This window comes from Pseudoalteromonas sp. 2CM41L, from assembly GCF_023161905.1.
GTDB lineage: Bacteria > Pseudomonadota > Gammaproteobacteria > Enterobacterales > Alteromonadaceae > Pseudoalteromonas > Pseudoalteromonas atlantica.
Map to the genome: position 1 here is coordinate 14,114 of NZ_JALNTN010000013.1, position 18,121 is coordinate 32,234.

At 42.5% G+C, this 18,121-nt stretch carries 18 protein-coding genes; 11 read left to right on the plus strand and 7 right to left on the minus strand.

The window, feature by feature from the left end; genetic code table 11:
• The first annotated feature begins 22 nt into the window (after positions 1-22).
• Genes leuA through leuD form a run of 4 tightly spaced genes read left to right on the plus strand, consistent with a single transcriptional unit; the run spans position 23 to position 4,703 of the window.
• Positions 23-1,576, plus strand: coding sequence for a 2-isopropylmalate synthase (gene leuA / locus MTF64_RS14440; RefSeq protein ID WP_004589389.1), 1,554 nt, complete (start codon positions 23-25; stop codon positions 1,574-1,576).
• A complete protein-coding gene (leuB, locus tag MTF64_RS14445) occupies positions 1,573-2,649 on the plus strand; it encodes a 3-isopropylmalate dehydrogenase (RefSeq protein WP_004589388.1) in 1,077 nt (358 codons plus the stop codon). The genes leuA and leuB overlap by 4 nt, the downstream gene beginning before the upstream one ends.
• 54 nt (positions 2,650-2,703) lie before the next feature.
• Positions 2,704-4,104, plus strand: a complete 1,401-nt coding sequence (leuC, locus tag MTF64_RS14450; protein WP_024033932.1) for a 3-isopropylmalate dehydratase large subunit — start codon at positions 2,704-2,706, stop codon at positions 4,102-4,104.
• Positions 4,104-4,703, plus strand: coding sequence for a 3-isopropylmalate dehydratase small subunit (leuD, locus tag MTF64_RS14455; protein ID WP_004589386.1), 600 nt, complete (start codon positions 4,104-4,106; stop codon positions 4,701-4,703). The genes leuC and leuD overlap by 1 nt, the downstream gene beginning before the upstream one ends.
• An 82-nt stretch (positions 4,704-4,785) precedes the next feature.
• Here leuD and MTF64_RS14460 read toward each other — a convergent pair whose 3' ends face one another.
• Entirely contained in the window at positions 4,786-6,297 is a 1,512-nt protein-coding gene (locus MTF64_RS14460) for a DUF3360 family protein (RefSeq protein ID WP_248451794.1), read from the minus strand.
• A 341-nt stretch (positions 6,298-6,638) separates the two neighbouring features.
• On the opposite strand from MTF64_RS14460, the gene MTF64_RS14465 reads away from it, so the two are divergent.
• Together MTF64_RS14465 and MTF64_RS14470 are read left to right on the plus strand one after the other, a co-directional pair.
• Positions 6,639-7,625, plus strand: coding sequence for a hypothetical protein (locus MTF64_RS14465; RefSeq protein ID WP_248451795.1), 987 nt, complete (start codon positions 6,639-6,641; stop codon positions 7,623-7,625).
• 43 nt (positions 7,626-7,668) lie between these two features.
• On the plus strand, positions 7,669-8,262 hold the full coding sequence (locus MTF64_RS14470; protein ID WP_248451796.1) for a hypothetical protein: 594 nt from the start codon (positions 7,669-7,671) through the stop codon (positions 8,260-8,262).
• Between the two features lies 1 nt (position 8,263).
• Here the strand turns inward: MTF64_RS14470 and MTF64_RS14475 are convergent, their stop codons facing one another.
• A complete protein-coding gene (locus MTF64_RS14475; protein WP_004589382.1) occupies positions 8,264-8,638 on the minus strand; it encodes a hypothetical protein in 375 nt (124 codons plus the stop codon).
• Between the two features lie 98 nt (positions 8,639-8,736).
• On the opposite strand from MTF64_RS14475, the gene MTF64_RS14480 reads away from it, so the two are divergent.
• Positions 8,737-9,180: a TerB family tellurite resistance protein gene (locus tag MTF64_RS14480; protein WP_121638126.1), complete on the plus strand. Its 444-nt coding sequence runs from the start codon at positions 8,737-8,739 to the stop codon at positions 9,178-9,180.
• 3 nt (positions 9,181-9,183) lie between these two features.
• On the opposite strand, the gene MTF64_RS14485 is transcribed toward MTF64_RS14480, so the two are convergent.
• Positions 9,184-9,750, minus strand: a complete 567-nt coding sequence (locus tag MTF64_RS14485) for an NAD(P)H-dependent oxidoreductase (RefSeq protein WP_029773331.1) — start codon at positions 9,748-9,750, stop codon at positions 9,184-9,186.
• A gap of 117 nt (positions 9,751-9,867) precedes the next feature.
• On the opposite strand from MTF64_RS14485, the gene MTF64_RS14490 reads away from it, so the two are divergent.
• A complete protein-coding gene (locus tag MTF64_RS14490) occupies positions 9,868-10,767 on the plus strand; it encodes a LysR family transcriptional regulator (protein ID WP_248451797.1) in 900 nt (299 codons plus the stop codon).
• On the opposite strand, the gene norR is transcribed toward MTF64_RS14490, so the two are convergent.
• Entirely contained in the window at positions 10,760-12,316 is a 1,557-nt protein-coding gene (gene norR / locus MTF64_RS14495; RefSeq protein WP_248451798.1) for a nitric oxide reductase transcriptional regulator NorR, read from the minus strand. The two genes, MTF64_RS14490 and norR, sit on opposite strands and share 8 nt — an antisense overlap.
• A 160-nt stretch (positions 12,317-12,476) precedes the next feature.
• Between norR and MTF64_RS14500 the strand changes: the two genes are divergently transcribed.
• From MTF64_RS14500 to hmpA, 3 genes are read left to right on the plus strand one after another with little or no spacing between them, the layout of a single operon-like run.
• Positions 12,477-12,746: a hypothetical protein gene (locus MTF64_RS14500; protein ID WP_248451799.1), complete on the plus strand. Its 270-nt coding sequence runs from the start codon at positions 12,477-12,479 to the stop codon at positions 12,744-12,746.
• Positions 12,746-13,978: an NnrS family protein gene (locus MTF64_RS14505; RefSeq protein WP_248451800.1), complete on the plus strand. Its 1,233-nt coding sequence runs from the start codon at positions 12,746-12,748 to the stop codon at positions 13,976-13,978. The genes MTF64_RS14500 and MTF64_RS14505 overlap by 1 nt, the downstream gene beginning before the upstream one ends.
• Before the next feature lie 20 nt (positions 13,979-13,998).
• A complete protein-coding gene (gene hmpA / locus MTF64_RS14510; RefSeq protein WP_096042460.1) occupies positions 13,999-15,180 on the plus strand; it encodes an NO-inducible flavohemoprotein in 1,182 nt (393 codons plus the stop codon).
• A gap of 60 nt (positions 15,181-15,240) precedes the next feature.
• On the opposite strand, the gene MTF64_RS14515 is transcribed toward hmpA, so the two are convergent.
• The 3 genes from MTF64_RS14515 to MTF64_RS14525 form a co-directional block, all read right to left on the minus strand.
• On the minus strand, positions 15,241-15,609 hold the full coding sequence (locus tag MTF64_RS14515; RefSeq protein WP_248451801.1) for a hypothetical protein: 369 nt from the start codon (positions 15,607-15,609) through the stop codon (positions 15,241-15,243).
• Positions 15,609-17,228: a S41 family peptidase gene (locus MTF64_RS14520; protein ID WP_248451803.1), complete on the minus strand. Its 1,620-nt coding sequence runs from the start codon at positions 17,226-17,228 to the stop codon at positions 15,609-15,611. The genes MTF64_RS14515 and MTF64_RS14520 overlap by 1 nt, the downstream gene beginning before the upstream one ends.
• A gap of 108 nt (positions 17,229-17,336) precedes the next feature.
• Positions 17,337-17,996, minus strand: coding sequence for an endonuclease (locus MTF64_RS14525; RefSeq protein ID WP_096042458.1), 660 nt, complete (start codon positions 17,994-17,996; stop codon positions 17,337-17,339).
• Positions 17,997-18,121 lie beyond the last annotated feature (125 nt).

Sequence of the window (18,121 nt, forward strand, 5' to 3'; positions counted from 1 at the left end):
AACAGAGGAATGAGGGGCAGTTATGCAAGACAAAGATAAAGTATGGATTTTTGATACCACCTTACGTGATGGCGAGCAGGCACTTAAAGCAAGCCTTACAGAAGACGATAAAATTCAGCTAGCGCATACTATTAGCCGCTTGAACGTGGATGTGATGGAAGTGGGTTTTCCGGTTTCGAGCCCCGCTGATTTTCGCTCGGTGCAACGTATAGCAACCGAAGTTAAAGGCCCAATTATTTGTGGTTTAGCACGTTCAGTAGCAAAAGACATTGAAGCCTGTGGTGAGGCACTTCGCACAGCACAGCAAAGCCGTATTCATACTTTTATTGCCACAAGCCCTTTGCACCTTGAACACAAATTACGTATGAGCCTAGACGATGCAACGGCCATGGCGGTTAAATCAATTAAATTAGCGCGTAACTACACTGATGATGTTGAGTTTTCGTGTGAAGATGCCGGGCGTACGCCGCACTGGGATTTATGTAAAATTGTTGAGCAGGCAATTAACGCCGGTGCCTCTACTATTAATTTACCTGATACCGTTGGCTTTGTAACGCCAGACGAATACGCCGCAATGATCCGCCATTTAATGAATAACGTGCCGAATATAGATAAAGCGCGTTTAAGTGTACATTGTCATAACGATTTAGGTTTAGCTGTAGCTAACTCGGTAGCCGCGGTACAAGCAGGTGCTCGCCAAATTGAGTGTACAATAAATGGTATTGGTGAGCGTGCGGGTAACTGCTCGCTTGAAGAAGTGGCGATGATCATGAAAATGCGCAAAGACCACTTAAACGTACACACCGATATTAAAAGCGAAGAAATTTATCGCGCATCTCGCCAAGTGGCAAAAATATGCAATATGCCGGTACAACCAAATAAAGCCATTGTGGGCGAAAACGCCTTTGCACATAGCTCGGGCATTCACCAAGATGGCGTATTAAAAGCGCAAAATACTTATGAGATTATGTCGCCAGAAAGCGTCGGTGTGCCAAATAACCAATTAAATATGACCTCTCGTTCGGGCCGTCATGTTATTGAGCACCGCTTAGAAGAGTTAGGTTATCAAAAAGCTGACTACGATATGGACAGCTTATATGAGAGCTTTTTAGCGTTAGCTGACCAAAAAGGTACCGTATATGATTACGACCTTGAAGCCATGATTTACTTTAATCAAATTAACGACAAAGACGAAAAATACCAATTAGAGTTTGTAAACTCAGCGTCTAACTCACAGTCGGTAGCCAGCTCTACCATTGGGATGTTAATTGATGGCGAAGCAAAACAAGAAGCTGCTACAGGTAATGGCCCTGTTGAAGCCTCATTTGCGGCTATTGAGCGCTTAACTGGTATGAGCGTTGAAATGATTGAATACAATTTAGAAGCCACTGGCCAAGGCGCAAGTTCGCTTGGTCAAGTAAACATTATTGCTAAATACGATGGCCGTCCTTATCACGGTGCGGGTATTGCTGCGGATGTGGTAGAGGCGTCGGTACGCGCCATGATCCGTGTTTACAACTTAATTTATCGTGCACAAAAAGTGTCTGATTTAAAACAACAAAGGAAAGCAGGATGAGTAAAACAAACTACAGCGTTGCCGTATTAGCAGGCGACGGTATTGGCCCAGAAGTAATGGCAGCAGCAGAGCAAGTACTTGATGCTGTAAGCAATAAGTTTGGTTTTACCCTGAACCGTCAGCATCATGCTATTGGTGGCGCAGCTATTGACGAATTTGGTGAAGCATTACCACCAAAAACGCTAAGTGCGTGTGAAAACGCCGATGCCATTTTATTTGGCTCGGTAGGTGGCCCAAAATGGGAAAACCTACCACCTAATGAGCAACCTGAGCGTGCATCGCTTTTACCGCTTCGTAAGCACTTTGGTTTGTTTTGTAACTTACGCCCAGCACAGCTTTTACCAGCGCTTAGCGCAGCATCGCCATTACGTGCAGATATTAGCGAAAAAGGCTTTGATATTTTATGTGTACGCGAACTTACTGGCGGCATTTACTTTGGTGAAAAAGGCCGAAGCGGCGAAGGCGCTGAAGAAGCCGCATTTGATACACAAACTTACTCGCGTAAAGAAATTGAACGCATTGCCCGCTTTGCCTTTGAGGCAGCAAAATTACGTAGTAACCATGTAACGTCGGTTGATAAAGCAAACGTGCTTGCATCAAGCGTATTATGGCGTGAAGTAGTTACCGAAGTAAGCAAAGACTACCCAGAAGTAAGCCTAGATTACATATACGTAGATAACGCAGCTATGCAATTAGTTAAACAGCCTAGCCAGTTTGACGTGCTACTTTGCGATAACTTATTTGGTGATATTTTGTCAGATGAGTGTGCGATGATCACAGGCTCAATGGGCTTATTACCATCGGCCAGCTTGAATCAATCGGGCTTTGGTTTATACGAACCAGCCGGTGGGTCAGCGCCAGATATTGCTGGCAAAGGGGTTGCAAACCCGATTGCGCAAATTTTAAGTGCTGCACTTATGCTACGTTACTCATTAGGCCAAGACGAAGCAGCGCGCACTATTGAAAAAGCCGTAGCCGAAGCCGTAGAAGCAGGCGTTGGCACGCCAGATATCTACCCACAAGGTGGATACAGCACAAGCGATGTGGCAGCTGCCATCGTTTCACGTATTTAATATATAAATCGCAGCACCGTTATGCTGCGACTTAACAAAGTAGGGAATTAGCAAGTGGCCCAAACGTTATACGACAAAATTTGGCAAGCACATACCGTTGCCAGCATAAACGAGCAAACTGATTTACTTTATATTGACCGTCATTTAGTACACGAGGTGACATCACCACAGGCTTTTGCAGGCCTACGTGAAAAAAACCGTACGGTACGTTGCCCAGAAAAAACCTTTGCAACAATGGATCATAACGTATCGACTAAAAGCCGATCACTTGATGCAGCAAGCGAAGTATCTAAAAACCAGTTAATGGCACTTGATGCTAACTGTAAAGAGTTTGGCATTGTACTTTACGATTTAAACTCAATTAACCAAGGCATAGTGCATGTAATGGGGCCCGAACAAGGTATTACCTTGCCTGGCACTACCATTGTATGTGGTGATAGCCATACCTCTACGCATGGCGCGTTTGGCGCATTAGCGCACGGTATTGGTACTTCTGAGGTTGAGCATGTATTAGCAACGCAAACGCTACAGCAAAAAAAGGCAAAATCGTTAAAAATTCAAATTAACGGTGTGCTTCGCCCAACTGTAACCTCTAAAGATTTAATTATGGCGGTTATTGGTAAGTTAGGTACAGCTGGCGGTACAGGTTATGTTGCTGAATTTTGTGGTGAAGGCATTGAAGCACTTTCAATGGAAGCCCGTATGACGCTATGTAACATGAGTATAGAAATGGGTGCAAAAGCAGGTTTAATAGCACCAGATCAAATCACGTATGATTACTTAAAAGGTCGCCCATTTGCACCTAAAGGCGCTGACTTTGACGCTGCAGTTGAATACTGGGAAACCTTAAAATCAGATGAAGGCGCAGAGTTTGACTTGAGTGTTGAGCTTGAAGCTGACGACATTCAGCCGCAAATTACGTGGGGTACAAGCCCAGAGCAAGTAATTGGCGTTGATGAATGCATACCAGATCCTGACCAAGAACCAGATTTAATTAAAGCCGATGCTATACGCAGCGCACTTAGATACATGGACTTAAAAGCCGGCGATAAATTATCAAGCGCAAAAGTAGATACAGTCTTTATTGGTTCGTGTACTAATAGCCGTATTGAAGATTTACGTGCAGCGGCGAAAATTGTTGAAGGTAAGCAGGTTGTAGCTGGCATTGAAGCACTTATCGTACCAGGCTCTGGTCTTGTTAAAAAGCAAGCCGAAGACGAAGGCTTAGCCGATATTTTTAAAGCGGCAGGTTTTGAGTGGCGCGAGCCGGGCTGTTCAATGTGTTTAGCAATGAACGACGACCGCTTAGAAGCGGGCAAACGCTGTGCATCTACGTCTAACCGTAACTTTGAAGGGCGCCAAGGCCGTGGCGGGCGTACGCACTTAGTAAGCCCAGCAATGGCAGCCGCTGCTGCAATACATGGTCACTTTGTTGATATAAGAGGAGAAGCCTAATGAGCGTATTTTTTAGTGGCTTAATGGCCCCACTTGATAAAAACAATGTAGATACAGACCAAATTATTCCTAAGCAGTTTTTAACATCAACCAGCCGTGATGGTTTTGATGCAGCACTGTTTTACGATTGGCGTTACCTAGAAAACGGCGAACCAAATCCTGATTTTATTTTAAACCGCCCATGCTACCAAGGCGCGCAAATATTATTAACCCGCGACAACTTTGGTTGTGGCTCATCACGCGAGCATGCACCGTGGGCGCTTAAGCAATATGGTTTTGAAGTAATTTTAGCGGAAAGCTTTGCTGATATTTTCTTTAATAACTGTGGCAACAACCAAATGTTAGCCATTGCGCTACCCGCTGATACGCTTGAGCAATTGTTTGTACTTAGTGAGCAACACGACGATATAAACATTCAAATCGATCTTGAAAACCAAACACTAACAAGCGATAAGTTTGCGCCAATTAGCTTTGATATTCGTAAAGACGTAAAAGAGCGTTTATTAAGTGGCTTAGATTTTATTGGTGTGACCGAAACGCTAAATCCACAAATTGATGCGTTTGAAAAACAACTTGCTGCTGAGCGCCCTTGGCAGTAACGAAAAGCAATTAATTACATATGAAAACAAAGCGCGGCTGAGTATATAAGCCGCGCTTTTTTATGTTTAACTCTTCAAATTATTAATGTCTAAAATCAGCCATTAGCGCAGGTATGCCTGGCAGCATACCAACAATAGCCATAACGGTAGTTAAAATAACAAACATAATTAGCGGAATAACCCAGCGGCTCATTTTAGTTAAATTAGCACTGCGCTCTTTACAGCCAATTAAGCCTAAGTTATCAAGCAGCATAGTCAGTGACCAACCAAAAGCAGGGTTAACCAAGCTTGAGGCAAACACAACAATAGCGGCCGATTGCGTTGTTTTACCTTCGCGTGTCATTTCCATACCTGCCTCAAGCAGCGGAATAAACACACCTACAATAAGCGCAACACACAGCACAGGTTGCCAAATGGCTAAATCCATTGGGTAGCCCCATAAACCCGCAATAATACAAAATACGGCTGTTAAAATGGCGCCCGCCGGGATAGGGCGTTTAGCAATAGCGGCAGGGACAATGTAAGTCCCCCACGATGAGGTAAAGTTAGCACCACCGGCCAGCGAGCCAAAGGTTTGTCTAACCGATGCGCTTAGCATGGTGTCGTCTATGTTCATTTGAACTTTTTCAGTGCGTTGCGGGTAACTAATTTTTTGAAATACTTGATGTCCTAAAAAATCCGGTGACCACATAGCCACAGCCAATACCGCAAACGGCAGCACAACCACAAAACTTTCAAGCGTAGGTAAGCCAAGCATCCAGCCTGTGTTTTCGCCCCACCAATAAGCTGGGTTCATATTTGGTAAGCCCGGCGCGGTATTAAATTCAAACGGCGCACCGAGTGCAAATGCAACCACACCGCCAATAAGGCAGCTAAGCGGCACAGCTAACCAGCGCTTTTTAAAGTGCTCAAGTAACGCATATAATAAAATGGTCGCCAAAATAACAATAAATGCAATGTGCGCCATATCAATGGCCTCAGCCCATGCAAACAGCTTTTTAACCTGCGAAATTGTGCCAATAAAGCCTAAATATATAAGTAAGCCCCCGCACACGCCTTTACTCGTTAAGCGTGCCAGCAAGCTCCCTCCTTTGGTTATGGCTAAAATAAAGCCAAAGGCACCAATCAGTAAGCCAAACGCCATAGGGTGGCCGCCAGCGGCAACCACAATAGGAATAAGAGGAATAAGTGGCCCATGAGTACCTGCTAAGTTAGCGGTAGGTAAAATAAAGCCTGAAAACAAAATAATAAAAATAGAAACAATCAGTAATTCATAGCGTACGTTTTCTAACACAAACGCATCACTTAAACCCAGTGGCGCTGCAAATGTAGCTGCAATAGCACCCACCATAACGACTTTACCAATGGTGCCCGCCATGGCAGGAATCGTGTCTTCAAATTCAAAGCGGTAGTCTCTAAAGGGTAAATTAGGCCGCCAGCGTTTAGGCTGCATAATTTGCAGCTCGTGCTCTAGGTATTCGTCGCGGGTATTAAACTCTGAACTAGCTTTATGCTTTTTTTGATAGCTGTTGGCATCATCTACGTGGGATGCGCTTGTTTTTTCTGGCTCGTTACCCTTTGGGGTTACTGACATAGTCCCTCCTGTTACTCGTTGCTTATTTATTAATACGGCTTTTGTTAAAGCAAATGAATAGTGAACAAGCAGAGTAGATCAGCTTTTACTTAGGAATGTATAGGCAAAAGGTCGTGTATGGCTTTATTTTATGCTAATTCAGTGTGTAGGCATTCTTAAATGTAAAGTATATTTTGTTTAAAATCAGTGTGTTGATTTGTTTTTTTATGTGTTCTAATTTGGTGAAACATTGTAAAAACAAGGCTGTTATCCTTTAGTCTAAGTAGTGGTTTATGTATTTTAATTGAACTGAAATAGCGCATCTGCTAGGTTCAATGGTTACTCAAATAATAAGAAATACAATGCAAATTCAATCTCCTAAATCAATTGGTATTCTACTTGGTACGCTTTACGGCATATTTATGCGGCTGTTTGTAGAGCTGCTTGATACTTATAATTTAAGTAGCCTTGTATCTATTTCATTTATGTTTTTAGTACCCGTTGCAATTGGCTATATTCGTATTCATTTTGAATTTAAAAGCTCAAATACATTAACTAAAAGGCAAATGGTGACAATTGCTTGGCAGCCAATTTTTGTTTTTTTACTTGTAAGCGTTATTACACTACTGGAAGGCAGTATTTGTGTGGCAATGGCTTTGCCTGCCTTTATGCTCTTTGCAAGTATGGGTGGTTTACTGGCAGGCTTTATTAAAAACCGTCAAACAAAAAACGCTAACAGGCCTTTACTTTCAATAGCTTTGCTTCCTGTATTGCTCTCACCTATTGAGGTAAATTATTTACACTTATCAAAAACGTATGAAGTCACCAACTCTATAGTTATTGAAGCGCCTATAAACCGTGTGTGGCAGCAGCTTGCAAATGTAAGCACCATAGAGCCACAAGAATTGCCATTTTCGCTTACCCAATTAATAGGTGTACCTAAACCTTTAGAGGCAGATATGAATGCTACGGGGGTCGGGGCTGTTAGAACCAGTAAATGGCAAAAAGGAGTTGCATTTAAAGAAGTGATTACGGATTGGCAGCCAAATAAACAGATGCTTTATAGATTTGAGATAGACCCTGATGCTATTCCCGATGACGCACTCGATAAACACGTAAAACTAGGCGGCGAATACTTTTCACCTCTTTATGGTGGGTATGCGTTAAGTGAAGATAAAAGCGGCAATACTATTTTAACTTTAAAAACGACTGTGCAAGATAATACAAATTTTGGTGTTTATTCGCGAATATGGGGTGAGGTGATTTTTCAAGACTTCCATTATTCACTTTTAACATTAATGAAAAACAGAGCAGAAAAGCCACTTGTCGCAGCTATTTCCCATTATTAACTTAAACCGCTATGGTATGAAAAAACTATTATAAGAGTACTTTATGAAATTATTAACGGCAGCAACGTTATTACTTGCCTCATCAGCGGCTATTGCGCGCCCTGCGCCTTTGGTATCTATACCAACACACGATGCATTTTTTAATAATATAGCTGCGCATTGTGGTAAAGCGTTTGAGGGCAAAGTAAGCGTAGATAACGCAAAAGGCCCAAGCTCATTTGAGAATAAAAAACTAATCATGCATGTTCGTAAATGTACTGATAGCGAGCTGCAAGTACCATTTCATGTGGGAGATGATGCATCGCGTACATGGATCATTACTAAAACGGGCAGTGGTTTGAGCTTAAAGCACGATCATCGCCATGAAGATGGCAGCGACGATGTTTCAACTATGTATGGCGGTCATACCCTTGATGCGGGTTTTGCACAAATGCAGTCTTTCCCGGCCGACCAATATTCTAAAGAGTTATTTGTAGCACAAGGGATAGCGCAGTCGGCAGGTAATACATGGCAAATGTATATTTATCCTGAGGTTTTTACGTATCGGTTAATTCGCCAAGGGCGCGAGTTTAAGGTGGACTTTGATTTAACTAAACCAATTACTCCACCAGCAGCGCCGTGGGGCTACGAAAAATAAACTATTTTTCTTTTTTCTCGGGTGCGTCACATTGTAGTAAAACGTTTAATGGTGGTTGATAAGCGCGTGGTTTAGTAGGAAAACGTTCGTACTCTTGCACGCCTTCAAGCACTTTTAACATAAAGGTTCTGCCGCGGCATAATCTGTCTGCGTGGCGCAGTAAAAACATACTTTGATTAGCAAAGTGTTTGTAATCGTCTGATTGTATTTCTATTTTATAGTTGTCTTCACCAATTTTGGTTTGGTAGTAATGTACTTTGTTATCAAAGTCGTATGACTTTTCTTTTTCGCCCACTTCTGCAAAGGCGCTCCCTATACCAGAAAAGGCTAGCAATGCAGCGCCAACAACTAAATGCGGTGTGTATAAGCCTTTCATAAAAATGTATCCTTTAATTTGCGAACTTAATACCCATTAATAAAGCATTAAGTGCGATGTATTTAAGTTAAGTCTAACACCCAAAAAGAGAATATGTGATGTTCAAACAAATAAAACAACTGTTTGCCGCTTTTGACGAGCAACAGCCAAGCATAGAGCAGCATGATCTAAAAACAGCGGTTGCTGCGCTGCTTATTGAAGTAATGCGTGCTGATTCTAAGCTCGACCATAATGAACAACACACCCTGACTGTAACCTTAAAAAAATACTTTAATTTAACAGAATCGGAAGTTGATGAGCTCACCACGAATGCCGCTGGTAGCTTAGATGGGGCTATTGATTACTTTCAATTTTCTAAGCAGATTAACGATCACTGCAGTGCGGCGCAGCGCATTGAAATAATTGAGCTATTATGGCGATTGGCGTATGCCGATGGAGAGATAGACCCTCAAGAAGAGTATGTAATACGCAAAGTGGCTGGGCTTTTATATGTAGCGCACACCGATTTTATCGCTGCTAAATTAGCAGCGACACAATCGTAAAAATTAGCTTAATTTACTAGCAACAGAAACGAGCTGCTGCGTTAATACGCTAACTTTTTCTGCTGTGGTTGGGTCGCTAATTTTTCCATCTTCGTCAAATACAGTAAATGCTGATGGGATAGCGAGCTGGTCGGCAAGTACTAACGAGCCAATCCCGCTTAAAATATCGCGTACATGGTTTAGGCCGCGCAAACCACCTAAACCACCCGGTGATGTAGCAAATAACGCCACTACTTTGTTGCGAAATGCGGGTACTGCGCCTTGCTCAGTTCGCGATGCCCAATCAATTGCATTTTTAAGTGCAGCAGTAATTGAGCCGTTGTACTCTGGGCTTGCTAGTAAAATACCATCAGCATTACGCAGTTTATCTTTCAATAGTTGGGCATCGGTGGGTGTGCCTTGCGCTTCAATGTCTTCGCTAAATAATGGCAAATTTAACTCAGCGAGTGTAATTACTTCCACTTCAGCACCGGTTTGCAGAGCAAAACGAGCTGCTTCGTTAATGAGTTTTTGGTTAAAGCTATCTTTACGCAGGCTACCCGCGAGCGCGATAATTTTTGGTGCTGACATAATTAAGACCTTTTATTGGTTGGGTATGACACTAATGTAGCAAATTTTTGCTTGTAGAAAACCCGAATAAACGCAACACTTATGTGCGTATATGCACATAAGTAGAAGGCGGGTAGCGTGGCAATAAAATTTGACGACTGGCAAGACGTAAAAGTTGCCTTTGAAGTGGCAAGGCTAGGTACTTTGACCGCCGCAGCAGAGGCACTAAGTGTGCACCATAGCACAGTGTTGAGACGCATAAATAACTTAGAGAAAAACTTAAATGTACGGTTATTTCATCGCCATGCGCGCGGATATAAAGTAACCGAAAGCGGGGCAAAATTATTTGAAACCGCACAAGCAATAGATAACTCACTCGAAGGTTTACATAATGCCATTGCCGCAGCCGATAGTGAGCTCAGAGGGAGCTTGTTACTGACTACCGTAAGTGGTTTTATGGATATGCTAAGCAACGTGTGTGAGCAATTTCAAACATTGCATCCGCAAGTGCAGCTAGAAGTTATTTTAGAGCAAAAGCGCCTAAGGCTTGACCACGGACAAGCTCATATAGCAATACGTGTAGGCCCCAAACCTGATGAAGGCGACTATATAGCGCAGCACTTAGCTAAGCTATCGGCCGGCCTCTATGCCCACAAACGTTATATTGCTAAACACGGCATGCCAAAAACCTTAGAAGACTTAAAGCAGCATAATTTTATATCGGGTATTGCGGGATTTAATGCGCGTGTACCGTACTTTAGCTGGGTTGATGAGTTTATTCCTCAGTCGCAAATTAAATTAAGAGTATCAGAAACCTCAGAAGCGGCGCGCGCGGTTATTAAAGGCTTAGGCATAGGGGGGTTGCACCAAAGCTCGATAGAAAATAACCCCGACGTAGTGCCTATATTGCACGACAAATTACATTGGGAGTTTGACTCTTGGTTGGTTACTCACCATTTAGTACACCGCACCGCGAAAGTACAAGCTTTTGCAGGCTTATTAAAAACCTACTTTAGTAACATGCCACACGTTAAATAGTTTTTTTAACTTTAATGCCTAAGCGTTTGGCAAGCCTAACTAGGTTGGCTCTGTCGAGTTCAAGGGTTCGTGCAGTAGCTGCCCAATTATAATTATGCTGTTTTAATTGCTCGGTAATAACCGTAAATTGCAAAGATTCAACGGCCTGTTTTAAGGGTTGATGATGAGCAATGTGGGCGGTAATTGGCGTGCTAACGTGCGCGTTGTTGTTTGGTTGTTGGGCTAAATCGCAGTGCTCGCTTGTAATTGTTATTATTGGGTTTTGCCACTGGCTTTGTTTAGCTTTTAATGCGCTGCGGCTAATAACATGCTCAAGCTCGCGTACATTACCAGGCCAACTGTATTGGTTGAGCAATACTTGCGCTTCAGTGCTTAGCTTTAATTGTTTAATACCTAATTTACGGGCAGTTTGTTCAATAAAATAACCAGCCAATAAAGTTATGTCGTGCTCGCGTTTATTAAGTGGCGGCACGGTAATAGGGTAAACACTTAGCCGGTGATATAAATCGGCTCTAAAGCGGCCTTGTGCTACCTCATGTTTTAAATCACGATTAGTGGCTGCTATTACCCTTACATCCACATATTTTGGCGTGTCTTCTCCCACTGTTTGTATTTCACCACTTTGCAACACCCGTAATAGTTTGCTTTGCATAGCCAATGGTAGCTCGCCAATTTCGTCTAAAAATAACGTGCCACCATCAGCTAACTGAAACTTACCTTGGCGGGCATTTTGTGCGCCAGTAAATGAGCCTTTGGCGTGGCCAAAAAACTCACTCTCTGCAAGGTTTTCGGGGAGTGAGGCACAATTTAAGTGAATCAGCGGTTGATCTTTTCGGGCAGAATTTAAGTGAATATTACGCGCTACTAGCTCTTTTCCTACGCCCGTTTCTCCTAACACCAATACACTAAAATTAGAGGCCGCTACGAGTTTTATTTCATTTTTAAGCGTTTGCATTACAGGGCTTTGGCCAATAATTTCGCCGCCATCGCGAGTAAGCGCATCACGCGTTAACTCTTGCACAAGGGCGTTTGAATGCTGTGCATGGTGTTTGTAATGGGCAAGTTCTAGGGCTGTTTTAAAATGCGCACTGCACAGTGTTTGTAAGGTGCTGAGTGTATCTGCGCTAATACTACTAAAGGCATTTGCGTTTAAGCTATCGAATGTAAGCACGCCTAGCAAAGTGTTTTTATCGTAAAGGGGTAAGCCTAAGCAGGCATGCACAGGAATATCGCCCGTTTTGGCCAGCAGTAGGCCGTCGTATGGGTCGGGCAGGGGGCAGTCGTGTGCAAACTGTAATGCGTGGCTTGCACTACAAATGGCCGCTAATCGTGGGTGCTCTCCTATTTTAAAGCGCCTACCAAGGCTGTCGGGCATCAGACCTTTGATGGCTAAGGGTTTAAGTTGCTCGCCCTGCACAACAAGTAACGCACTGGCATCGCTAGGTATTACACGTTCAACCGTTGCCAATAATTGATCAAAGCTGTGCTCGTGCAGCGTGCTTTGGGCAAGCTCTAAAGCCACTTGGGTAAGGTTGAATTGCTGGTTCATGTCAAAATGACCTATTTGTGTTTTTATGATTTAAATTAGAGTGTGTCATAAAGACTCAATTTGTAAAGTGTTTATATTTAACTTGCTGAATATTAATGTCTTATTTTATTGGCACACTATGTGTAATAGCTAAGTAACGTTAATGGTTACTGAGGTAGTTATGAACACACTTACACTAAATAATGCAAACAACCAGGTTGAGTTAGGCGTATTTTTTAGAACGCTATTATTTACTGCTAATACAGTATTAGGGCTTAGCGCTATTTGTATGGTTGTGAGCATTTTAATTAGTTACCCGTACGCAGAGCACTTTTCGATGCAGGTACAAATATCAGCGCATATTAGTACGATTGTAGTGGCAGCTATTTTAAAAGTTAGTTATGTGCTGCGTTGTGTTGCTCAACATGGTTTAGGGCAGGAAGTACGCTAATGCGCCCACTAAATTTAACAGAGCCAATGCCAGCGCACATAGATATTCATCACGTAACAAAATGGCCGTTATGGATGCTTGCATTTAGACCCTACTTTTTAGCAGGCGGTTTGCTGGCATTTTTTTCGATAGGGTATTGGCTACTTATTTTAAAGGGCTATGCTAGTTGGCACTTAACCATGCCAGCCACACTTTGGCACGCGCACGAAATGCTATTTGGCTTTGCAGGAGTGGTAGCAGTCGGTTTTTTACTTACGGCGGCACAAACTTGGACAGGCGTCGAAAGTATAAATGGCAAAGCACTTATGCTACTTACTTTTGTATGGATAAGTGCTCGTTTAGCATTTTTTATAAAGCTGCCTGATTTTGCTAATGCTAATTTATGGCTTGTTACTTTGCTACAGCTAGCATGGTGGCTTGGGGCAATTACGGCACTGGCTAATATGCTATTAACAGCAGGCAGTAAAAATAATTACCCGTTTTTAGTTATTTTAAGCGTGCTGTGCGCCCTTAATACTCTTTATTTACTCCTTGTTTTAAATAACAACATGCAGCTTGCATTAGCTGTGGTTGACACTGCGGTACTGGTTGTCAGTTTACTGGTCGGCATTGTAGCAGGGCGGGTTATTCCTTTTTTTACAGCTAAAGGCTTAGCGCTTAGCGAGCAAGTACGCACTCCTAATATTGATAAAGCACTGCTGTATTTATCAATATTGGCAATTACTTTATTTTTTATCAGTAAATTATTTTTAAGCTCAATTAGCCCTGCATTCATTGTTGCAATAGTGGCTGTGCTTCACTTAATTCGCGCAAAGCTTTGGTGGCATGCAAACGTGCTAAAAGTGCCTTTATTATGGTCTTTGCATTTTTCTTATTTTGCTTTAGGTGTTGGCTTAATGATGATTACACTGAGCTTTTACACAAGCGTAATCCCCTTCAAAGATGCGCTCCACCTTATCACTATTGGCACAATAGGGATGATGATTTTAGCCATGATGACCCGTGTATCGCTAGGGCATACAGGGCGTACGCTTAATACACCTAAATATATATCTGTTGCTTTTGCGCTTGTGCTGGTGGCAGCTATTACTCGCTCCATACTCCCCTTAATTATTGCGCCACACTTTGCTTGGCAGATCAGCGCCTTGCTGTGGTTAGTGGCTTTTTTATTATTTTTAATTTACTGCACACCTATATTAACGCGCCGTCGTGTTGATGGGCGCCGTGGTTAGTTTACCTACAGGACTACATTATGTTATCTGATAAAACCATTGAGATTGTTAAAAGCACTGTTCCGTTATTAGCGCAAGCCGGCACGGTTGTGACCGATCATTTTTATAAGCGACTATTTAGCCATAACCCAGAGCTTAAAAATATTTTTAATATGACCAACCAAAATACAGGGCGCCAGCAATTTGCTTTGTTTAACGCATTAGCTGCATACGCTCAAAACATTGATAACTTAGCGGTGTTAAAAGAGGCATTAGCGCGCATTAACCATAAGCACACCAGTTTAAATATTTTACCAGAGCACTACCCCATTGTTGGTGCTCACTTAATTGGCACCTTAAAAGAGCTAATACCAGAGCAGTTTACGCCAGATGTAGAATACGCTTGGCGTGAAGCATATGCACTGCTTGCTGATATGTGTATTACTGAAGAAGCGGCTTTATATGAGCACAGTAAAAATAAACACGGTGGTTGGGCGGGCACGCGCCAATTTGAAATAACCAACAAACAGGTTGAATCAGCACTCGTAACAAGCTTTACACTAACGCCTATAGATGGCAAAGCGGTGATTACCCATAAACCTGGCCAATATTTAGGGGTTAAAGTTAAACCAGCGGGCGCTGAATATGAAGAAATTCGCCAGTATTCTATTTCACAAAAAGCCAATGGTAAAAACTACCGTATTAGCGTTAAAAAAGAGCTACAGCCAAAGCCTGGCATGGTGTCTAATTATTTACACTCACTAGCTCAAGGTGACATAGTTGAACTATACCCGCCTGCAGGTGATTTCTTTTTACGAAATAGTACTCAACCTACGGTGCTTATTTCAGCAGGTGTAGGGCAAACCCCAATGCTTGCGATGCTCGAAACGCTATTAAGCGATAACCCTAAGCAAAATATTATGTATTTACATGCGTGCGAAAATACGCAGCAGCACTCGTTTGCACACTATTTAAATGAATTAAGTACGGCTTATAACAGCTTGCAAACTATTACGTGGTTTAATCAAAGTAGTGAAGGGGCTGATTTTACAGGGTTAATGGACTTAACTGCCATAAAAACACAGCTACCTCTTACAAATGGTAATTTTTACTTATGTGGCCCCGCTGGGTTTATGGCGTTTGTGAAAAGCCAGTTACTGGCACTAGGTGTTAAAAACGAGCATATTCATTACGAAGTGTTTGGTCCGCATCAAGACTTATAAACCAAGTGAAAAACGATAAAGGCACACAGTATTAATGCTGTGTGCCTTTTTAATAGTATTTTATTGTGCTTTACAACTTACGTTTTTAAGCTCAATAAACATATCTTTTTTAGGATAATAAAGCACGCACTGCTTGCCGATTATTTGTAAAACAAACTTTTCTGGCTTGATATTATGCGCGCCCATTATGGGCATACCATTAGAGTCTTTACTATTTCCATGGCTTAGTAATAACTCGCTGCGTTTAGTAAAAACGGTGTCGGCCAGTGTAACTAGTGTGCCGCCCTTTGCTTTTATAATCGCTTGCTGGAGCGTGGCTATAACGCCTGGGTTTACCTCGGTAAGTAGTGCAGGCTTAGCAGTGGCATTACTCATACTGTTACAGCCTCCAATAAATAATAAGGTTAATATTGCCAGTAGTTTAGCCATTACTTATCCTTATTTAACGTAGGCCAGGTTAAATCCATATTGCCACGGTTAACGTTATTAGGTGCGTTTAAAGGTAATAGCTGCTTGCTATCGCCAGCAGCGCTTTGTACTTGCGTTTTAATACTTGCAGAGGCGGTGCTAACAGGGCACGTGCCGTTATTATCAATATGATAAAGCGCAGTAGAGAGCATCCCTTCGTTTGGATCGCCTAGTTGATTATCAAAGTCGTCACTGACTACACAGCCTTTTACATCAGCATCAAACTGTGGTGTAGGCGTTGGCGTAAAGCCTGCTGCATATTCACCAAACCCTTTACTGTTAATACCGCTAAATTGAATGGTGTAATAGGTGGTGCCACAGTTATGTGTTGGGGTAAAACCGTATGGTTTACCGCAGGTTGTGTCGCCAATGAGCACTACCTCGGCGTCAATGCCTTTTAAGCCATTAATAAAGGCTTCTGAGGCTGAACACGTACCCGATGTACTAAGCACATACACCTTAGATAGGTTTAAATCGGGGAGGCTTTCGCCAGTGCTAAAAAAAGTTGAGTAATCAATTTCTTCATCTATAAACGGAAAAGGCGACTCTACCGGTTGTTTATCGTTTTGCTGAGTTTGGTAATAAATACGGTTTTGAATGTTGGCGCTGCCCGCCACCATGTAAGCCAGCTGCGAAGAAAGCGCTAATAAACCGCCTCCGTTATATCTAAAGTCGATAACAAGCTCTTCTACGTTATCGGTTTTAAATTTATTAACGGCAGCAATTAAGCCTTCTTGGGCAATACCTATATGGCTATTAAACTGCATGTACCCTACGCTAGTGCCATTTGCAGTGGTAATGGTTTTTACGTTTTGTACCGGTGTTTGCTCTATGTTGCCGGCAGTTACGTTAAAGGTTTTTTCAGCGCCATCGTTACTGCGCACAACGATGGTGTGCGAGTCGCCATTAGTGGGGCTAAATAATCCTTCGTTTAAGGTATCTACGCCTGCTTGTGTGCTGGTATTAATGCTTACGCCATCAACTTCAAGTACAGTATCGCCACGTTGAAAACCAATTTGGCTTGCTGGTGAGTCGTCTTCTAGATAGGCAACACGTAAAATTCTATCAGCTGGGTCGCCAATAAATGCCCAATTTATACCATAGCCTGAGGTTACACCTGATTGCGCTTCTTGAAAGTAGTCCTCAGAAGGCTCTGAAAAATGAAAATTATCTTTTTTAGCACCAGAGTCGGTTAGTTCTTCGGTTTTTAGTTGGGCAAAATAATCGGCCACTGTAGCAAAGTTTTCAGGGTCGTTATCGGCTATTTCATCATACCAAAGGTAGGTTTCGTCGCTCCACGAGCGAAGCCAAAGCTTTTCGTAAAGGGCCGAACCGGCTTGGTCTGGGTAAGGCTCATTATTATTAAACGGATCGTTACCTGTGCGTGGGTTTTCGCAAAAGTTTTTTAACTCCTCCGATGGCTCAAATACACCTGCCGTCCAAGTTGGGGCTGAACTAGCAGGGGGGGTGACGACTGGGTCGGGCGTTTCATTCATGCTGCTACCACCGCCACAGCCCACAAGCGTTAGGCTTGAAAGTGCAGCAATAATAGCGAGTGTTGCTTTATTATTTTTAAACATACAAAACTACTTTTTGTAAATAAGTTGTTTAAAATACTACAACACCCGCTCATTTATTCAACGTATTCGCCCCTAAATTATGTAAATGAGTGTATACACTTAGGTGTGCTACAGCTTACTTGCGCTGCTTTTATCTGCAAATGCTTGTTTTTGCCAGGCATCAAATAGTTTTTGTTGTTTGTCTGATATTTTTAAGCCGTATGTTTTTTGCATATAGGCGTAGGTGTCGGCAATGCGCTTACGGGCATAAAAAGGAGGCTCTACAACGCGTTGTTTAAAGTTAACCTTTACTTGGCAGCGGCCATATTGGGTAGCGTTTTCGCTAAGCATACCAAAGCGATAGTTAGAGCGATCTGCGTTAATTTCGCCAATAGCAGGGGCTAAATTGTTTATATCGGCTTCCATTTTTCTAAATTTAGCACTGACCTTGCGACAGTTTTTACGACCACCGTTTTGCCAGCATTGTAACTGGTGACCAAATTCCCACGCCGGCACTATATGCTCCCACTCTATACGCAGTGCACGTACATTAACCTTGCCAGAGGAAGTTAACGTATTACGTGGAATATAACCACAGTTGCTAGGGTCGGGGATTAGCTTTTTACCTTGTTTTTTAATGTCGCAGCCGCAGTAAAGGCTTTTGGCGTTTTCGGGTAGGGTTTTAATTAAGTGCCTTTTAGCCGTTGAAAAACGGGTAAATTCTTCACTCGATGCAGAAAAACAAATACAACAAGCCACAAAGGCCAAAATAAATTTAAGCATATCCATCACATACGTGAACTACAGGAGGCGCTAGTCTAAAGTTTTGCTGCTAAAAGATAAAGCCTGAACAAATTTTAATCCGCAATGCTTAGTACACTCTATACTGATATAAAAAATAGCGAGGAGATGAC

Excerpts from the sequence above, each read along its gene's own strand:
- leuA (WP_004589389.1), top strand. The coding sequence starts at position 23 with ATGCAAGACAAAGATAAAGTATGGATTTTTGATACCACCTTACGTGAT.
- MTF64_RS14475 (WP_004589382.1), bottom strand. The coding sequence starts at position 8,638 with ATGAAAGGCTTATACACACCGCATTTAGTTGTTGGCGCTGCATTGCTA.
- hmpA (WP_096042460.1), top strand. The coding sequence starts at position 13,999 with ATGTTATCTGATAAAACCATTGAGATTGTTAAAAGCACTGTTCCGTTA.
- MTF64_RS14485 (WP_029773331.1), bottom strand. The coding sequence starts at position 9,750 with ATGTCAGCACCAAAAATTATCGCGCTCGCGGGTAGCCTGCGTAAAGAT.
- MTF64_RS14460 (WP_248451794.1), bottom strand. The coding sequence starts at position 6,297 with ATGTCAGTAACCCCAAAGGGTAACGAGCCAGAAAAAACAAGCGCATCC.
- MTF64_RS14520 (WP_248451803.1), bottom strand. The coding sequence starts at position 17,228 with ATGTTTAAAAATAATAAAGCAACACTCGCTATTATTGCTGCACTTTCA.
- MTF64_RS14500 (WP_248451799.1), top strand. The coding sequence starts at position 12,477 with ATGAACACACTTACACTAAATAATGCAAACAACCAGGTTGAGTTAGGC.
- MTF64_RS14465 (WP_248451795.1), top strand. The coding sequence starts at position 6,639 with ATGCAAATTCAATCTCCTAAATCAATTGGTATTCTACTTGGTACGCTT.
- norR (WP_248451798.1), bottom strand. The coding sequence starts at position 12,316 with ATGAACCAGCAATTCAACCTTACCCAAGTGGCTTTAGAGCTTGCCCAA.
- MTF64_RS14470 (WP_248451796.1), top strand. The coding sequence starts at position 7,669 with ATGAAATTATTAACGGCAGCAACGTTATTACTTGCCTCATCAGCGGCT.
- MTF64_RS14480 (WP_121638126.1), top strand. The coding sequence starts at position 8,737 with ATGTTCAAACAAATAAAACAACTGTTTGCCGCTTTTGACGAGCAACAG.
- MTF64_RS14525 (WP_096042458.1), bottom strand. The coding sequence starts at position 17,996 with ATGGATATGCTTAAATTTATTTTGGCCTTTGTGGCTTGTTGTATTTGT.
- leuB (WP_004589388.1), top strand. The coding sequence starts at position 1,573 with ATGAGTAAAACAAACTACAGCGTTGCCGTATTAGCAGGCGACGGTATT.
- leuD (WP_004589386.1), top strand. The coding sequence starts at position 4,104 with ATGAGCGTATTTTTTAGTGGCTTAATGGCCCCACTTGATAAAAACAAT.
- MTF64_RS14505 (WP_248451800.1), top strand. The coding sequence starts at position 12,746 with ATGCGCCCACTAAATTTAACAGAGCCAATGCCAGCGCACATAGATATT.
- MTF64_RS14515 (WP_248451801.1), bottom strand. The coding sequence starts at position 15,609 with ATGGCTAAACTACTGGCAATATTAACCTTATTATTTATTGGAGGCTGT.